Source organism: Candidatus Hydrogenedentota bacterium, from assembly GCA_035416745.1.
GTDB lineage: Bacteria > Hydrogenedentota > Hydrogenedentia > Hydrogenedentales > SLHB01 > UBA2224.
On record DAOLNV010000039.1, the window covers coordinates 21,638 to 39,836 of the forward strand.

General features: G+C 62.9%; 12 protein-coding genes. 8 read left to right on the top strand and 4 right to left on the bottom strand.

Annotated features, from left to right (window positions below; translation table 11 throughout):
- The first annotated feature begins 20 nt into the window (after window positions 1–20).
- The 4 genes from PLJ71_12790 to PLJ71_12805 all read left to right on the top strand — a co-directional run bounded on the left by PLJ71_12790 (window position 21) and on the right by PLJ71_12805 (window position 5,493).
- Window positions 21–1,796, top strand: coding sequence for an N-acetylmuramoyl-L-alanine amidase (locus PLJ71_12790; protein HQM49556.1), 1,776 nt, complete (start codon window positions 21–23; stop codon window positions 1,794–1,796).
- A gap of 228 nt (window positions 1,797–2,024) precedes the next feature.
- A complete protein-coding gene (locus PLJ71_12795; protein ID HQM49557.1) occupies window positions 2,025–2,363 on the top strand; it encodes a PadR family transcriptional regulator in 339 nt (112 codons plus the stop codon).
- Window positions 2,350–4,032 (top strand): hypothetical protein, encoded by a 1,683-nt coding sequence (locus PLJ71_12800; protein HQM49558.1) that lies wholly within the window; start codon window positions 2,350–2,352, stop codon window positions 4,030–4,032. Before PLJ71_12795 ends, PLJ71_12800 begins: the two co-directional genes overlap by 14 nt.
- Before the next feature lie 579 nt (window positions 4,033–4,611).
- Entirely contained in the window at window positions 4,612–5,493 is an 882-nt protein-coding gene (locus tag PLJ71_12805) for a hypothetical protein (protein ID HQM49559.1), read from the top strand.
- A gap of 103 nt (window positions 5,494–5,596) precedes the next feature.
- Here the strand turns inward: PLJ71_12805 and PLJ71_12810 are convergent, their stop codons facing one another.
- Window positions 5,597–6,370: a lysophospholipid acyltransferase family protein gene (locus tag PLJ71_12810; GenBank protein ID HQM49560.1), complete on the bottom strand. Its 774-nt coding sequence runs from the start codon at window positions 6,368–6,370 to the stop codon at window positions 5,597–5,599.
- A gap of 253 nt (window positions 6,371–6,623) precedes the next feature.
- On the opposite strand from PLJ71_12810, the gene PLJ71_12815 reads away from it, so the two are divergent.
- On the top strand, window positions 6,624–7,034 hold the full coding sequence (locus tag PLJ71_12815; GenBank protein ID HQM49561.1) for a YkgJ family cysteine cluster protein: 411 nt from the start codon (window positions 6,624–6,626) through the stop codon (window positions 7,032–7,034).
- Window positions 7,035–7,111: 77 nt separating this feature from the next.
- Window positions 7,112–10,846: a penicillin acylase family protein gene (locus PLJ71_12820; GenBank protein ID HQM49562.1), complete on the top strand. Its 3,735-nt coding sequence runs from the start codon at window positions 7,112–7,114 to the stop codon at window positions 10,844–10,846.
- Window positions 10,847–11,273: 427 nt separating this feature from the next.
- Here the strand turns inward: PLJ71_12820 and PLJ71_12825 are convergent, their stop codons facing one another.
- The 3 genes from PLJ71_12825 to PLJ71_12835 form a co-directional block, all read right to left on the bottom strand.
- Window positions 11,274–11,804, bottom strand: coding sequence for an ankyrin repeat domain-containing protein (locus tag PLJ71_12825; protein HQM49563.1), 531 nt, complete (start codon window positions 11,802–11,804; stop codon window positions 11,274–11,276).
- 67 nt (window positions 11,805–11,871) lie between these two features.
- Window positions 11,872–12,384, bottom strand: coding sequence for an ankyrin repeat domain-containing protein (locus PLJ71_12830; protein ID HQM49564.1), 513 nt, complete (start codon window positions 12,382–12,384; stop codon window positions 11,872–11,874).
- Between the two features lie 288 nt (window positions 12,385–12,672).
- Window positions 12,673–13,935: an acyltransferase domain-containing protein gene (locus tag PLJ71_12835; protein HQM49565.1), complete on the bottom strand. Its 1,263-nt coding sequence runs from the start codon at window positions 13,933–13,935 to the stop codon at window positions 12,673–12,675.
- Between the two features lie 413 nt (window positions 13,936–14,348).
- Here PLJ71_12835 and PLJ71_12840 point away from each other — a divergent pair, with 413 nt between their 5' ends.
- Both PLJ71_12840 and PLJ71_12845 read left to right on the top strand, forming a co-directional pair.
- Window positions 14,349–16,646 (top strand): glycoside hydrolase family 127 protein, encoded by a 2,298-nt coding sequence (locus PLJ71_12840; GenBank protein ID HQM49566.1) that lies wholly within the window; start codon window positions 14,349–14,351, stop codon window positions 16,644–16,646.
- A 34-nt stretch (window positions 16,647–16,680) separates the two neighbouring features.
- On the top strand, window positions 16,681–18,199 hold a 1,519-nt coding region (locus PLJ71_12845; GenBank protein HQM49567.1), incomplete at its 3' end, for an FAD-dependent oxidoreductase.

Below are 18,199 nucleotides of genomic sequence, written 5' to 3' on the forward strand. Positions count from 1 at the left end.
TCAAGAGATTACCTATTCTCTTGACAGCCTTCGTAGCCGCCTTCCTGGCGGGACCAGGAGCCCCCGCCGATGTGGTGCGGGTGCCTCTCGAGAACGGCGTGTTTGCCTCGGCGCGCAATGGCCGAACCCTGCTCCTGGAATACAACCGAAGCACGGGGCCGGAGCTCAAGGCGTTCGCGACGCGGTATCTGGCCGACCCGGACGATTGGAAGATGTATAAGGCCGTCTCGGGGGCGGTCGCTGTTCCGTTCGACGAATTGAACCCGGCCACCCAGCGGGCCGTGCTTCTGGCCGTGTTCAAGTATGACGCCGTCACGGAGCGCGGCTGGACCCATTATGTGATTCACGAAGACGAATCGGGGCAGGAGACGCTGTGGACGCTGTGTAACTGGCTCACAGGGAGAGGCGGCGTCTACAAAGACATTATGGCGGTCAACAATCTCGAGACGGACAAGCTGCACCGGGGCCAAAGTCTCTTCTTTCCGGAGAATCTCCTGCGCGAAGTGATGAGAAAACCCACGGGGGCACGCCCCAGCCCGCCGCCTTCCCTGCTTGCGTCCTCTCCGCTGGTGCCGGCCCCGGAACCGGTGGATGCGCCGCTCGACGCGCCATCCCGCAGTCTCGCCCAAAGTAACGGGGAGCTCGAATACGGCAAGGACGCGGCGGGCGCGTACGCCGTATACCGCTTGAAACAGGGCGAGGCGCTCTACACGGACGTGGTCGCCCGTTTCACCGACGTGGATGTGATGGAATCGGCCGCGGCAATCATCCTCGCGTCATGCAGGGTCGTAATGGAACGCAGCGGCATTAAAGACGAGCACGCCATTCCCGTGGGCACCAAGATCAAGATCCCCATGGAAATGCTGTCCGCCCAGTACATGCCGGAGGGTTCGGCTGCCCGCGAAGAGTACCAGGCTGTGGTGCGTGAAGCACAACAGCTGCGCGGCACGGTGCACAGCAAGGATCTCGCGGGTGTTGTCGTCATTCTCGATCCCGGCCACGGGGGGGGCGACCACGGAGCGTGGACCACCGACGCCCGGTTCAGCCTGTACGAAGACGAGATCAACTACGACATCGCCTGTCGCATCAAGCATATTCTCGAATCCTCTACCCAGGCGCGCGTTTATATGACCATGGTGGACCGTTCGCAGGCGTTTTCGTCGACCGAGCGTACGCGGTTCTCTCACGATACGGACGAAGAGCTCCTTACCACCCCCCGCCACCGCAGCCTCGACGGAGACAAAGTCTCACTGAATCTGCGCTGGTACCTGGCCAATTCCATCTACCGCCGCGAGATCGCCGCAGGGACGGATCCCAGGAAAGTGGTGTTCTCCAGCATCCACTGCGACAAACTCCATTCGAGCCTCCGCGGCGCCATGGTTTACGTGCCCGGGGCGTCAGGCCGCCGCGACAAGGAAGCCCCCGCCCTCAGCCTGGCAAGCTACGGCAAATACAAAGAAGTCGATGAACAAAACTACGCCAGCTCGACGGCCAGCGAACGGCGACGCGACGAGGCCCTGTCACGCAATTTCGCCGTAGTCCTGATGGAGGAACTTGGCAAAAAACGCATCAAGCGCCACGACCGCAGCGCTCCTATCCGCGCGCAGATTCGCCGTGACGGCATGGCCTTCGTGCCCGCCGTGCTGCGAAACACGATGGCGCCTACGAAGATCCTCATCGAGACCGCCAATCTCGCCAATGCCGTCGACTGCACCCGCCTCGAAGACCCCGAATGGCGCCAGTGGTTTGCCGAAGCCTACGTCAATGCCCTCAAGGTCCATTTCGACGGCGGGTGACGCCGCCGCAGGAGGCGATTTTCTGGGCGGGCAGGACCGCCGAAAGCGCGGCACAGCCACCGCTTTCCCTCCCGATAATGTCTCACACGGAACCGCGGAGTGCACACATAAGCCTGCAGAGCATAGCGTGGGTCCCGATAAAGGGGGCTTGACAGCCCGCGCGCGACCGTTTATACTTATACATAGATTATCTATGTAAACAGACCGCCTTGGTATAGGAGGCCCGTTATGGATTCCCGCCTGTTGTCCGGCACGCTGGAGATGATGATTCTCCAGGTGGTCAGTTTCGAGCCCTCGTACGGCTACCACATCACCCAGGAGGTGTTGCGCCGTTCCGAGGACTTCTTCCAGCTGAAGGAAGGCAGTCTCTACCCCGCCCTGCACAAACTCGAACGGAACGGCTTGCTCGAATCGTATTGGCTTGATACCCCCGAAGGCCGCCGGCGCAAGTACTACCGCATCACGGCCATGGGAGAGAAGACCCTCGAGCAGAAGGTCGCGGAGTGGCGGGGATTCGCGGCGGGCGTCAACCGAATCCTGGGGGCGGAGTGCGATGGATTGGCGTGACGAGGCAGCCCGGGACCTGCCGCGGCCGTCGCCGAGGGAACCGCGCACGTTGCGGCAGGACATCCTCGACGAGGTGCAGGACCACCTGCTCCTCGCCGCCGAGGAAGAGCGCGCCGCCCGCAAAGATGCGGACGACGACGAAATTCGCAAGAGTGTCATCGAACGTTTTGGCAATCCGGCGGCCGTGGCGCGCAGGCTGTGGTGGGACGCGATGAAGGAGGTCATTATGCGGGACAGGATTATCGCGGCAACCGTTGTGGTGGTGGGTATTGCGTTTGTGGTGTTCGTGGCGGGGGGCTGGACCCACCTGAGCCGAAGGCAGGATGCCTTGCTGGCGGCGATCCAGGAAATGAAACAGGTTTCGGCCAGGCCGGAGTATGAGGCCATCCTCGTGTTGCACCGCGGGTCGCTGGAAGGCCCGCCCGCCGAGGGCGTCGAGGTCAGCTTGTCACACAAAGCGGGAGAGGGTCCTGCCCTGGTAATCGACGATAAGACCGGCGCCGACGGCTCGGTCACCTTTCGTTTCCAGAACGAAGGCAAATATGACATCACTCTGTTCGACCCCGTATCAGCCATGACGCTCAAAAAGCAGCTCACCGTGTTCGCCGGGCACGGCGAAGGTGAAAAGCACATCGCCGCCCCGGACATCGGTAGCGCCGAATTGCGTCTCCAAAGCCCGTTGCCTCCGCAAATCTCAGACGACGAGGCGTTGCTGCTGGTGGAACTGGGTTGTGAGATGACCGTGGACGGGGCCGAGTGGCGGTTTGACAAGAAGCTCTTCGTGGGCCGTCCAGGCACAGTGACGGAAGCTACCGAAGTAGGAAGCGGATCGAGTCAGGCATGGGGCGTCGGTTGCGGATTTCTGGCGCCAGTGCCTCTCCGGAATCTGCAAACGCCGGACCTTCCTGTCTCCGTTCTCATGGTTTCTCCCGCAGTTCCGGAACGATTGGGTGTCGGAAGGCTTAGGGATACATTCGCAGCGCCAATGAGCGCCTTCTTTGCCAAGTACCCGCCCGGGAAATGCCTTTTGGAGCCGGGAACAGAAGCCCATCTCATACCGCTGGAAGAAAATACTCTGGAAAAGTGGCTGGAGGTGATTCAGTACAATCGAGCCATTGGCATGGCGATTGACCGAGACTGGGCCCAACTGCTCAGGGGCGTTCAAGGCGCACTTTTACACAAGGCTCAGCCGTGCATGAGCGCATCGGTCGCAAGAGACGAGCAGGGCAACATCAAAGTCCACGAGGACAAGATCGCCGTCTCCGATTCGGTCGTACAGGCGTTGGAAATGTGCGGGCAAGCCGAGGCGCTCCTTATCCAGGCGCAAGAAACGTTCGAGGCATCAGCGGGCGCGAAAAGGATTGAGATCCTGCTTACCTGGAGGGGCAGTAAGCCTGCCGAAGGTCCGTTGCGCGTGTACTTTGTCGACAAGGAGTCCGTGAAGCAAGTAGACGCGGGTCTTAGAGAATTCGAAGAGACTCAATGGGGAACCATCTTGTTGCCCCCCGAGATTCGCACAATCGATGCTGGTGCGCTGTTCCTGGCCGCCGTGCCAGGCATTCCGCCGAGGGACATGCTGAAACCGACTCCGCTCTTTGCCGAATTCGAAGATATCGACCTCACCCTGGCCAAACAGGCCTCGGAATTGTGCCCAGCGGAAAAGGAGTAAGGGAACTACAGATAGCGCGGACGCAGCCGGCGGCGCTGGTTCTTCCTGCACTCCATTCCGCCTTCTTCTACGCTCAAAGACATTGAAGAAAGACCTATCACCCGTTGCGCCCGGGAAAACCCGCCCTCCGGTGCCGGATGCGGGTTCGTCCTTCGGGCTGCGGAGAACAGACCCTCTTTTTCGGGAGGTACGCGAACGTCCGAATTCCCTTCTCACCTTCCCACCCTTCCCACCTTCGCACCTTCCATGAGAAGGCCTTGTCAAGGCCTTTAAGGCCGGCGAGGCGGCCGGTGTCGCCGCGGCATTGGCCTGCTCTCGCAACTGCCTCCCCCACGAACTCGAATGGAGCGCCATCGCCGGGAAGCTCCCGGCTGTTGCCCGCGGGTGAGCGCGAAACCCTGGCCCAAGGCCTTGCGAAGCACAGCCGCGCGGTCTGTCCCGAATGCCCACAAACGTCACCTATGACCGTGTGGTATACTGGCTGTTGAGGCCTGACAAGGGGCCACGGCGTATGCGGGCAAGCGGATTCCGTCCGGTAGGATGCCGTGGCAACGGCCAGATTCCAGGAGGTACGGAGAGATGCGATACCTCATAGCAATAGTAACGATTGTTCTTGCGAGCGGATGCGGTCTTGAGCTGTTGGCGGGGACGGCTATCCAGGGAACTCTTCAGAAGGAAGCGGTCAGCGGCGCGAAACAATCCATCGATTATGCCAAGGACACCTCCTCGCGGATGAGCATCGAACAGGCAATCCGCGCGTACGCAGCCGAAACCGGCGAGTACCCGAAATCCCTTGATGCGCTGGTCCCCGAGTGGATGCCCAATATCCCCAAGAAAGCCGACGGGACCGGTTTTGGCTACGACCCCGAGACGGGCGCGTTGCTGGATAGTCCGGTAGAGGGGACGGCGGCTCAGGGCGCTCCCGCAGCCGCGCCGAAACCCGGTCTGTTGGACAACGTGCCGCTCCAGGAATCGAACCAGGAGCGGCTCCTGCGCATTCATGAAGCGATCACCAGCTATACGGTCAAACAGGGCAAGTATCCGACGTCGTTGTGGGCCTTGGTGCCGGATTACCTGCCGGAATACTTGAAGACCAAAGACGGTCAGGACTTCGATTATGACCCGGCGACGGGGATAGTGTCCGCGCCGCCGCCGTTGCCCGAACCCCTCGAGGCCGATGCGCCCGCGGCAGGGTCGTTGGACAGCTACGGCCAGTACCAGCAGCCGCAACAAGCCCAGCAACCCGTGCACCAGCCGCGGCGGCGCGCCCCGGCGGGCGGCGCGGGCGGCCCCATGGGCGAGGTGTTGACCGGCATCGGTATTCAGGAAGAACTCAACCGCGGGTTCGGGGGCGGAGGTGCGAGCAGCACGGCCCGCCAACACATGAGAAGCAGGTCCGACGAGGCGGTCAATCAACGCAACCTCCAGCAGGAAGAAGCGCTGCGCGAGCTGAATCAATAGGGCAGATACTCTGCCGGCGCGGGCCGGTTCTCGTCCGTGCCACCCCGCTATCTCGCGGAGACCCCATTTCACGAACCGAAAACCAATCGCGAACGGCCCTGTCCTATTCCAGAGGTACGAACTGCTTCTGCACCTTTTCCCAGAGGTCGGCGGCGAGTTGTTTGCGGTCGGTTCCCGCGACCGGTTCGGCGCCGAACTTCATGGAAGCTTCGCCGCCGCGCAACCGTAAGATGCCCAGGATGTGGTTCGCGAAAGGAACGTCAGGACCCCAGTGTACGGACTGCATGGGCGTCGGGTCGTTGGGTTTGGTGCGGTAACCCAGCGTAGCGTAGTGGACCGGCATCCCGGCTTGAACAGCGGGCTCAAGGAGAGCGGGTTTGAACGGAAGGACGGTCTTGCCGTCTCCGATGCGGCTCTCGGCGAACATATGCACGGCATAGCCCTTGTGCAAAGCATCCGCGATCCGCTCGTTGATGTCCCCGACATCCGTGCGCCGCTGCCGGTTGACAAAGATGATGTCGACGTGCCGCGACATGAACCCGATAAGCGGCCACCGGGCCATGTCGTGGCGCGCGACAAAAACGCCCCCGATGACCGCGCATATGACGACGCTGTCGATCGAACTGAGATGATTGCTGACCGTGAAACAATGATGCCGCGGGGGCTCACCGTTTATGGTCAGGCGAAATCCGCCAATGCGCAAGGCCACGCGGGCCCAGAGACGGACCATCGCGCTTCGGAAACGCACGTCCGCATGGGAAGACGCCATTTTTATGAAGGGGCGGACGATGATGGCGAGGGAGAACACGCCGCATGTCCACGGCACCAACAGGAAGATGCGCCACGCGGCGCGCATATTGGCCAGGAATCCGCTCACGTTCCCCCCAACGACAGTCTTTGTTACGGTTAGCGAACATAATGGCATACGGCTGTTCAGACAGCAAATTGCATGCGAACGGACCGGCCCTCGCAAGGGGATGAGGCGGCCGCTGAAGGCCCGTTTTTTGGTGGAAACGGCGGGGAGCCGGCGTGCTATACTCTCACGCTCCTCCACGCCCGGCCTCTTCTGTCGGTGCTCGCGTGCGAGCGCAAGACTCTTGTGTTGTATCGTAACGTGAGGATGTACGTCTGTGCCCAATCCGTGTCTGACCTGTGGGGCGTGCTGTGCCTATTTCCGGGTCTCTTTCCATTGGGCGGAGTGTGATGACGAGACATCATGCGGCGTTCCTGTGGGCATGACCGAGGATCTGGGGCCGTTTCGCCGGATGATGAAAGGAACAGGGCGAATACCGCCGCGGTGCGTCGCTCTCGAGGGGGAAGTCTGCGTATCGGTTTATTGCTCGATCTACGCGCGGCGTCCGAGCATCTGCCGGGCCGTCAAGGCGTCCTATGCAACGGGTCAGCCGAGCGAGCAGTGCGACAAAGCCCGCCTCGCGTACGGATTGCCTCCTCTCACACCCGGCGCGTGGCACGAACCTGACGGCGAGCCGGTTCCCACGAGCCCCGAACCCGACCGCCGCCGCCCACCCCGCGCCGCGTGACCTTTGTCTGGCGGTTTGCGCGCCCGATGCGATGACTTGCCGCCGAGCGCCGTATCTGGTGTACACTGGCGTTACGTATGAATACACGGGCACATCTTTGCGGGATTTTCCTGCTGGTTGCTGGAGCGGTCTGGGGCCAGACCCCCCAACAATTGTGGGCGCAGGCCACGGTTTACCGCGACAGTTGGGGCGTTCCACACGTGTATGCCGACACGCCTCGCGCATTGGCATTCGCGTTCGGTTACGCCCAGGCCGAGGACCGTCTCGAGACGCTCATGCGCGCCTACCGCATTGCGACGGGGCGCGCCGCGGCGGTATTCGGGCCGGATTACGCCGATTCAGACGCCTTCGCGCTGAAAATGGGACACGGCGACCTGGCCGTGCAGGCTCTCGAAGACGCGCCTCCTCTGACGCTCGACCTCTGCGAGGGGTTCGCACTGGGGGTCAACGCATGGATCGCGGACCATCCGGGACGGGTTCCTGAATGGGTGGATGGCGCGCGGCCCGCCGATGTTCTCGCGCTCATGCACTGCTATTTGATGAGTTTCGCGCCGTTCGATCTTCGGGGGATATTCTCGAGACCTGCCCCGGCCTTTTCAGGCAATGCATGGGCGTTGGGCCCGCCCTTGACGCAGTCCGGCGCACCGGTGCTCGTGATCAACCCGCACGGGTACTACGACGGCCCGTTTCAATGGTATGAAGCGCACTTGGCGGGTCCCCGCATGAACGTGGCGGGCGCGGGTCTCTGTGGGCTTCCCGTCATTCTGCAGGGCCATAACGAAGTGCTCGGCTGGGCCCTCACACCCAATTATCCCGATTTCGCGGACATCTACGTCCATCCGAAAGAGGTGATCAAGCTTCCTCCCGCCGACCCGAACAAGATGCAACTCGAAGCCGCGCTCGAACGGCTCCTCATCGGGCGCCGTCTTGCCGAGGCACGGATATTCTTCGTCAATACGCCGAGCGGCATGCGGCAACGGAGCGTATCCTTTCGCTTGACGGGCAAGGGTCCCGTGGTAGGCGAGATTCAGGGAGACCCGTGTTCGTTTTTCGCGGGCGGCTATGCCGATTTTGGCGCCCTGGAACAGTTGGCGTCCATGGCCGCGGCCCGCAATCTGGGCGAATTCCAGGATGCCCTGGCCATGCGGCAGTTGCCATGCTTTCATGTGCTTTACGCGGACCGGGAAGGAAACCTGTTTTACCTCTACAATGCAAAAGTGGGCGACAAAGCGCTCGCCCCGGCCACGGCGCCGCGGGGAGGATTGGACAGCAACCAGGAAATGCTCAACGCAGAGAGAGGCGCGCCGCCGGACACGCCAATCTACGGGTGGGACGAACCGGTCCCCGCGCAGGACTTTCGCTATTTTTGGGGGCAGCTGGTGCCGATTGAGGCGTTGCCCGCCGTGGTCAATCCTCCCGCGGGGTACTTGCAGGCATGCGGTACGCCGCCGTGGGAGGTGACGGGCAACTCGGGCATCAATCCGGCCACCGTGCCGTTATGGCTGGCCAACGATCGCGACTCGTTTCGTGCGCAGCGCGTGCGCCATTTGCTGAGTTTCGGCAAGCGGAGCTTTCAGGAGGCGCAGTCCATGGTGTACGACGTGCTCGTGCCGTTTGCGACCGCCGCCGTGCCGCAATTGCTCGCATGGGCCGATGCGCGTGAAAACTTCCTGCAGACCGCGCATCCCGATACAGGACACGGCCTCGACGTATTGAGGTCGTGGAATTTCGTCGCGGAGACCAACAGTTCGGGCATGACGCTCTTCAATGCCTGGTGGACGGCGTACCGGCAACTGGCGGGCCCCGACGCCTCCGACGCGCTGCTTTACCAGGAGTTCATGAGTGCGACGCCGCGTGTGCAGGAGCTTGCGTTGGAGGCGGTGTCGAATGCTGCCCGCGAGATGCGCAACCTTCACGACGCGATCGAGGTGCCGTGGGGCGATGTGCACCGCCTGCGCAGGGGAAACCACGAGGAACCCATCCCGGGCGGTTTGGCCGGTGAGCCCATCATGGTTACCGGCGGATACGGCGGAGCCCGTAGAAAACTGTTGGCCGGGTACGGGTATGCCTTCGCCATGGCGGTCCAATTCGGCGACGTTCCCGAATCGGTGAGTGTCAGCCCCGGGGGAGCGTCCGATGACCCCGCATCGGAACATTTCGCCGACCAGCTTTCGCTGTTCGCCGAGCGGCGCTTCAAAATCAACTACTTTCTCGACAAAGATGTGCAGCGTTATGCGGAGAGCGCGTTGGGACGGTGCCCGACGCTCCGGCCCGTTGGGATGCAGGGCGTGTTCGGAATCAACGCGCGCGACCCCGTCTCCGTGCACCTCGAGACCGCCGCGGAATCCCCGGCTCCCTTGCCAGACGGCATGGCGCCCTACACCGTGTTCGTGACGCCGAAACTGAAAGGGCCGGGGGTGCCGGCCAGTGTGGACGCGGCCATCTATATTCCGCCGTCGGTGGTCCAGGAAGGGGGCCTGGAACAGCTTGCAGTGTATACGCTTGATCCCGAGCACGGCTGGTTTGCCGCGCCCAACCAGGCCATCAATGCCAACACGCGCATCCTTCACGCGCGTTACCAGGGTTTGCCCACCTGCGTCGTTCTCGGGCCTGCCGTACTGCGCGTGGAACCGCCGGTTCTGGCCGCGGAACCGCCCTCTCCCGAGGAAACCCCACGCGAGCAGGAGCGGCTGCAGGTGGCTGCGGAACCGGACATCGAGCCAGCGCCGGAGGAAGCCCCGGTACCCGAGATGCCTGCAGCACCGGCACCCGAGTCCCCGGAAGTGAGCGAGGCCGGGCTTGAAGCTCCCCAGCCGGGGACTCTCGCGCAGGCGCCGGTGATTCCCGCGCCGGCGCAAGGCCCTTCCACTCCCGCCGACGCGGTTCGCTCCGCTCTGGCATGGGGCAAGACCCTCGAGATTCCAGTTCCAGGCGGGGCCGGTTCCGTAAGCGTCACGGCAAACAAATCCGTGGGTGTGTTCACCAGCGCATCCGGCGTTGCGCCGGTCCCCCCGCCCGAGGGCCTGGACCCTGCAACGCCGTTCGTCGCGGTCCATTGTTCCGATGCGGAAGCGTCGATGACGCTCGAAGTAGCGCTTTCGGTTCCTGGTGAAATTACAAACCGCGGCGAGGCACTTGGATTATACGGCTACCGCCCGGAGACCGGGTGGCAAAAGCTCCCCGAGCAGCGCGTCGACAAAGAAACCGGCGTCATGACAGGCTCGGATACTCGGCCAGGCATCTACGCCGTATTGAAGCCTGCCGGCGCCCCCGAAGCACAAGCTGCGCCCCTTGAGACCACCGTTGCCGCGCCGGCTCAGGACGTTTCAATAGAGACCACGCCCGCTCCAGTGGAAACGCCGCCCGAGGAACAGGCCCGTGCGCCGGAACCCGCGGCAGCGCCTGTACCGGCGGGGCCTCGAAAGCCGACCCTGGCGTGGGGCAAGTCGCTGGTGCTTGCGGCGCAAAACGCGCGCGCCGAGTTCACCATCGAGGCGGAGTCTTCGATAGGCGCATTCACGAAAGTCCTCGCCGAGCCGCCGGGCCCGATTCCGGAGGGCATGCAGGCATACGGCAGTTTTGTCGATTTGTCGCTGTCGAAACAGGATGTTCCCCTGCGTATCGGGCTCGCCCTGCGCCCGGAACAGAGCCTGCCGGACGGAGTCGACATCGGGACGCTGGCAATTTATGCGTTCAATCCTGATGCGGGCTGGGAGCGGTTGGAAGGCCAGCAACTCGACCAGGCCGCTGGCGCGCTGACAGGTTCGGATACTCAAGCCCGTACGTACGTCATTCTCGGACCGAAAAAATAGCCTCTCGCCTTATGGAACCAATCACGCTGGGACTCGCAGAGAGACAGGAACGCATACGGCGGGGCATAGCCGCGGCATCCAGAGAACGGATTCTTTGAACCACAGAAAACGCCCATTTGCGCCGTGCGCGACCCGGCAGCGCGGAGAGTGTTCGCCTGCCCGCGGTTCACGGCTCGCGTGCCGGCAGAATACCAGAAAGAGGGGGCCGGGACGGTCTCAAGGGCGAGTTGCGGTGGTGAGACCATCCCGGCACATGGCCTGAAGCGCGTCCTACGGTGCGATCGGTCCACCTTCGCGGTCCGGCTGCGCTTGGTGGCTCGTTCGCGCTTCGCGGCCCGGCGAAACCTTCGGTCTGGCTGGAAAGGCGGGTGGTTTCGCCGTCATGAGAGGTAAACTGTTTGCTGCGGCACGGTCCGTCAGAGTCTGCCTAGACGGCGGCGACGCCGTGCGCATCCAAGACATTGACGAGGTCTTGGTATCCCATCAGCCCGGCAATACTGCGGGGGCTGAGATCGCCCAACAGAACGGCTGAGGTATGCGGATCTGCCCCCTGATCGAGAAGCATTCCGGCGACCTCCGGGTTGCCGGAAAGCGCGGCCCAATGCAGCGGAGTAAGGCCCCGATCGTCGGGTATATCCACCGCGGCGCCGTGCTCCAAGAGCATCTCGACGGTTTCGTGATGGCCATTGCGTACTGCTTTGTGAAGAGGCGTTTCGCCGCTGGCATCGCGGTCCATGGCATCCACGCCGCTTTCGAGCAGGGAATGGACAGCCTGCGCGGCGCCCCAATACGCGGCGCTGTGCAGGTAAGCCTCGGGGGTCTCGACCGGCACGTCCACCCCTTCCCTTTCTTCCTGGCCAAGCATGAAATCGATAAGGGTCCGGTTGCCGCAGCGCATGGCGCGTACGAGAGGCGTCTCGCCGAGACCGTCTTCCCGATGTATCCAGCTCTTCGTCATTTGCCGCTCCCTCCAGTACCACTTCTGAATCGCGCGTTCCCATGCGGTGACTGTCTTCCCTGCCATGTCAATACGTACATCCACAGGCGCCAAGGAGGTCCGCCAATTCCTCGTATCCCATCAGCATTGCGGCAGCTTTCGGGGTCAGCCCGCCGAGCCCCGGGGCGCGAACGTTGGTTTCTGCTCCGTGTTCCACGAGCAGATCGACCAGCTCCGCGTGACCCGTGAGGGCGCACCAGTGCAGCGGGGTCATTCCCGACGCCGTGACTTCTTTGACGTCGGCGCCGAATGCCAACATCGCCTCCACCGTTTCCGGGTGGCCAGCGCGTATCGCCTTGTGCAACTCGGTGTCGGAGCGCCGGGAGCATCCGTTCCAGGTCGCGCCGGACAGCAATTCGAGGCCGGTCTTGCTCATCCCCCAGTAGGCTTCCCGGGGGACAGACCGGGGTTTCCGGTCCTCTTCCTCGCCATGGACCCCGAGAAGGACAAACTCGGCGAGTTCCTTGAAGCCGCACTTCATCGCACGGCTCAAGGGGGTCTCGCCAGAGGCATCCTTCACGTGCATCCATGACCGGCCCATTTCATTTAACTCCTTGATGTCGGCGGGCGTTCTGCCCGTCCAGCTTCAAGTAGACTCATGCATGCGCCGTGCCAAGAGAGTCCCGGGAAAGACAAAACTGCGGAAACCGCCAACGCCAATTCGGAAAACCTTTTAGAACAAAAGGAATTTGCGCGGACTGCCCTGGAATTGGCACGGCCTATCTGCGGTGTGACGGTTCCTGACAATACTGACGAGTTTTCGACGGTCTTGAGGGGCTCCGGGCGCCGTTTACGGATGCAGACGGGACCCCGGCGGTGGCCAGGCCGGTCAACCGGGAATATTGAGCGCTTTGGCCACCTCGGGCCAGCGCGAGCGGTAGACCTGCCGGCCGAAGTGGTCGAGGTCCTCGACCAAGGCGATCATGCCTCCTTCTCGCCAATCACCGCCCTTTTCGAGGAAGTCGGCGACGGTGGTTTGCAGGCTGTTCTCCCTCGGAGCCGTGGCCGGGTCAAACTTGTCCTGGAAGAAAATGAACCACAATCCGCCGTCTTCCGAATAGATGGGGTACAGGTACAATTCGCGCATGTATTTCACGAGGTTAGCGGTTTCGGGCAGGACCTTCTCGAGTTGGGGGCCGAAAATCCACGAGTGGCACCAGAAGCTATTGAACGGTTTGTCGGGAAACATCCGGCGGAAGAATTCCACTCCGCGCCGCATGGTGTCCAGGCATTTTTCGGGTGTCATTTGGCCCCCGGAGGGAATGTGCGTATCGAGCATCCAGTCGCCCGGCTTCACGTAGTAGTCCCATTCGGAACGTGGGAGTCTCACTTCGTGCCGGAGGGCATGACCCGCGGGATGAATGGGGAATCCCCGCGCTTCCTCGTCTGAGATGGCCAGCGACGCCTGCCAGCTGTCGGCGGTTCCCAGCTGCACGGCATAACCGGCGGCGTTGTACCAGCGCCCGTCCCCGGATAGCGCAACCGTAAGGGCCTTTTCGCGGTGCCGGAACACATGCACGAAAGGCTCCATTGGCTCGAGCTTGTACTCGAAACGCCCCAGCCGGAACAGCTTGCCTTCCGTATAATTGCGCATCCAGAAAAGCTGGTCGCGGAACAGGCCCAGACGGCCGTGGCGTCCCCGGCGGAAGTTATCGGCAAAACACGAAACCTGGAGACAGGTTTCGCGCGTGACGTCCTCGGGTACGTGCATGGTCGCATGAATGGCCCGTGTGCGCGGAATCATGGCCATCCCTATCAGCAGATAGAAACAGCCGCTCGAATCGTCCGTGGCTTCGTCAAGCACGGGCCACTTGGTAAAGTCGACGCGGTCAGCATAATCATACAGACGGCGGTACGCGTGCCACGCCAGTGCTTTGAGCGCGGGATCCGCGTCAATGCGCTGCGCGGTCTCCTCGAGCGCCGCTTGCTCCTTGGATTCGAGGCCCCCCCATTCCCGGCTCATCGCGATCTGGCTGGGCTCGAGAAAGGGCAAGGTCTCCGGCATTGAGGCCATGGATTCGTCCCACCGCAACGCCACTTCACCCTGGAAGTCGCTTTCCTGAATGTGCTCCAGTACGTCAGCAAGTTTCATCGAAAACACCTCCGATGGATCGGGCATGAGCAGAATTGGACCCCGGCCGCGTGCTGCGGTCACACTCGCAAGTTTCCCAACGAGCCCGCGGTGCTGGCCGGCGAAGATTCTCTTGGAACCTGCACGGGCCGGCCCTCCTTCCGGGAGCGGTTTGAAACGTCACGACCCCACTGTCCGCCACCGCTCCGCCGCCGGCGCCCTCGACAAGCCCACATAGATACTACCGAAGGACGGCCGAGTGCGCAAGGACATTGCCGCGGATTGAGATGGCGGCGGCCGCCCGCCTCCCCGCAACGGCAGGAAACCGGAACCCGCCGCCGTGTAGTATGTAGTATATAGGGACGTTACATAGCCGTTCCGCATGGCCTTGCGGGAAGCATGGCGCCGCAGGGAGCAGCAAGAGGAGAATCACGATGATTACGCTCGGTCTCACACTGGTTGCGGCATTGGGAGCAAACCCGCCCGCGGCGGCTCCGGCGAATGCCGCGGCGTTTCCGCTGGGAGCCGTCCGTTTGCTGGACGGTCCCTTCAAAAGGGCCATGGACCGCGATATCGCGTATCTCTTGCGCCTCGAACCGGACCGGTTGTTGAGCGGATTCCGCCGTGAGGCCGGCCTCGAACCCAAGGCCGAGGTATACGGGGGATGGGAAACTCAAGGCGTGGCCGGGCACTCGCTCGGGCATTACCTTTCCGCCTGTTCGCTGGCATGGGCGTCAACCGGGGACGACCGGTTCGCTGGCCGCGCGGCCTATATCGTCGACGAGCTGGCCGCGTGCCAGACGGCTAACGGCAACGGCTACGTGGGCGCGATTCCGAAAGGCAAGGATGCCTTCGCGGCGGTCGAGCGCGGCGAACTTCAGGTGAAATCCTTCGAACTGAACGGCATCTGGGTGCCCTGGTACACCGAGCACAAGGTGATGGCGGGCCTCCTTGACGCTCACGCGTACACCGGCAGCGAGAAGGCACTGGCCGTCGCGAGAGGGCTGGCGGATTGGATCGAGAGCGTAACAAAAGGCCTGAGCGGCGAGCAGTTCGAAGCAATGCTCGCCTGCGAACACGGGGGCATCAACGAGTCGCTGGCGGAACTGTACGGGCGTACGGGCGACGAGCGGTACCTGGCTCTGTCGCGGAGGTTTCATCACAAGGCCGTGCTCGGCCCACTGTCGCAGGGCATCGACTGTCTTCCCGGTCTGCACGCAAACACCCAGATTCCCAAGATTACCGGCGTGGCCCGGCGCTATGAGTTGGCAGGCGCCATGGAGGACCGGGCCATCGCCTCGTTCTTCTGGGACCGCGTCGTGCAGCACCATTCCTACGCCACGGGAGGCCATAGCGAACGCGAACACTTCGGGCCGCCCGACCAGCTCAGCGGCCGCCTCGGAACGGATACCACGGAGACGTGCAACACCTATAACATGCTGAAGCTGACGAAACATCTGTTCTGCTGGGATACCGCATGCGAAAAGGCCGATTTTTACGAGCGCGCGTTGTACAACCACATTCTCGGCTCGCAGAACCCGGAGGACGGCATGATGTGTTACTTCATTCCTCTGAAGCCGGGACATTTCAAGACGTACTCGACGCCGTTCGACTCGTTCTGGTGCTGCACCGGCACGGGAATGGAGAATCATGTGCGGTATGGCGAGGCGATCTATTTCCACGGGGAAGACAGCCTCTACGTCAATCTCTGGATTCCCTCGGAGCTCTCCTGGGAAGAGAGCGGCGTGGCTGTTCGCCAGGAAACGGCGTTTCCCGAAACGGGTGAGACGCGCCTGCGATTCTCGTGCAGGAAACCGGTCGAGCTTACGCTGTTCCTGCGGTCTCCCGGCTGGGCCGCGGGATTGCCCACAGCCCAGGTGAACGGCGAGAAGTGCGCCCATAGCGCGCATCCGGGCGGATATGCCGCCATCCGCCGCACCTGGCATGACGGCGATGTGGTCAATTACACGATCCCGATGGCGTTACGGCTTGAAACCATGCCAGACAATCCGGACCGCGCGGCGGTCCTGTACGGCCCCTTAGTGCTCGCGGCGGGCGTGGGCCCGATCGATGGTCCCGAGCCGCAGGTGCCCGTCCTGTTGACGGAGAACCGCGACCCCGGCGCGTGGCTCAAGCCCGTCGAGGGCAATCCCCTCGCATTCCAAACGAAAGGCGTGGGGCGGCCGCACGACGTGGAATTGACACCGCTTTACGCCATGCACGGTCAGCGCTACAACGTGTACTGGGATTTCCTGACCGAGGACGCATGGCAACAGCGCGAAGCGGAACGCGCCGCCGAGGAAGCGCGCCTGAAGGACTTGGACGCCCGGACCGTCGACACCGTGGCGATCGGCGACAAGGCGTCCGAGGAGGCCCACAACCTGAAAGGCGAGAATACGGCAACGGGCCCTCACCAGGGCCGGGTGTGGCGGCATGCCCCCAACGGCTGGTTCTCTTACGGTCTCAAGGTGCTTCCCGCCGCGCCGATGGAGATACTCTGCACCTACTGGGGCAGCGAGAACCAGCGCGCGTTCGACGTGCTGGTAGACGACGCGAAAATTGCCGAGCAACGGCTTCACAACGACAAGCCCGGCGAGTTCTTCGAACTGGCCTATCCCCTCCCGCTCGAGTTGACCCGGGGCAAGGAATCCGTCACGGTCACGTTCAAGGCGCATCCGGACAATATCGCGGGCGGCGTCTTTGGCCTGCGCACACTCAGAGCCAAGGAATAGCGCCTCGAACAGGCCCTTTTCTCAGGAGATACAAATGCAGGTGATATCGAGACGGCGTTTTGCGGGCACCCTCGGCGCATTGGCTATGAGTGGCCTGCTTCGGTCCAACGCGAAATCCCAAGCGCAGGAATCCCCGGCGGAGGAGCGCCACGACCTGATCGTCGTGGGTATCGGCAGCGGCGGGTTTGGCGCCGCCTGCGCCGCGGCCCAACAGGGCCTCAACGTGCTGTGTATCGAGAAGGCCGGCCAGGTAGGCGGCAACGCCGTCGCGTCGGGCGTGACCATGTGGGAACCTGGCGTGGGCGGAACGGGGCTCCCCTTTTTGATCTACCGCCGGCTCAAGGCAACACCGTGGGCCACCGCCATCTACTCGACCGGACGACATTTCTCGTGGGACGGACAGCAGGCCTTTCCCGGCGGCGAGGCCGTGCCCGACCTGACCCGCGCGTACGCCGACACGCTTCGCAGGCACCGAGGCGACGGCCTGCCCGCCGATACAGCTTTCAAAAAAGAGTACTGGCACGGCGTGGTCTTCGAGCCCGCGGCATATGAGGGGGTCCTGCGCGCCATGCTCCAGGAGACCGGCCGCGTCACCCTCTTCACCGAGACCTTATTCGAGAAAGCGGAGGTCCAGGACGGCGTAGTGACGGGGCTCGTGCTCTCCAATGGGAAACGCGTATCCGCGCGCGCCTACGTAGACGGCACCGGCGGCGGTGAATTGTGCAAGGCGTGCGGCTGCGAGGTCATGTACGGCCAGGAGAGCGCCGGCCGGTTCGGCGAGGAAGGCGCGCCCGAACAGCCCAACAGCCTCACCAACGGCGCGACGCTCATATTCCGCATCGCGCCCGCGGATACAAAGGCCGTTGAACCTCTGCCCGAAGGCATCCCCGACAAGTGCTGGTGGGGCTCATTCCCCGCGATGAGCGCGGTGCAGTATCCCAACGGCGGCTACAATTGCAACATGCTCCCCACCATGTCCGGGGAGGAACTCGCGAAAATGGCCTCCGCAGCCGCCTACGAAGAATGCCGCCGGCGCGTATACGCATTCTGGAACCATGTGCAGCGCGGCTGGCCCGAGTTTCAACGTTACCGCATCGCGTGGCTCGCGCCGGCCCTCGGCGTTCGGGAGACTACGCGGCTCGTGGGCGAATACGTCTTGACCCTGCACGACCTCCGCGCGGGCATTTCAAAACAGCAACACCCGGACATCGTCACCATCGCCGATCATTCGATCGACCGCCACGGCACGGGCGGACTCGGCGGAGAAGTGATGGAGCCTTACGGCGTGCCCTACCGTTGCCTCATTCCGAAAGGCTTCAAGAACCTGCTGATTTCCTGCCGGGGCGCGAGCTTCAGTTCGATTGCCGCATCCAGTTGCCGTCTGTCGCGCACGATGATGCAGCTCGGGCAAGCCGCTGGAACAGCCGCGGCCATCGCCCAGGAACAGGGCATCGGGCTGCCTGATGTGCCGCCGGAAATACTCCGGGCCCGGTTGCGCGAGCAGCACGTTCAACTCGAGTGGCCCATGTCCGAAGACATCAAAGCCTACATCA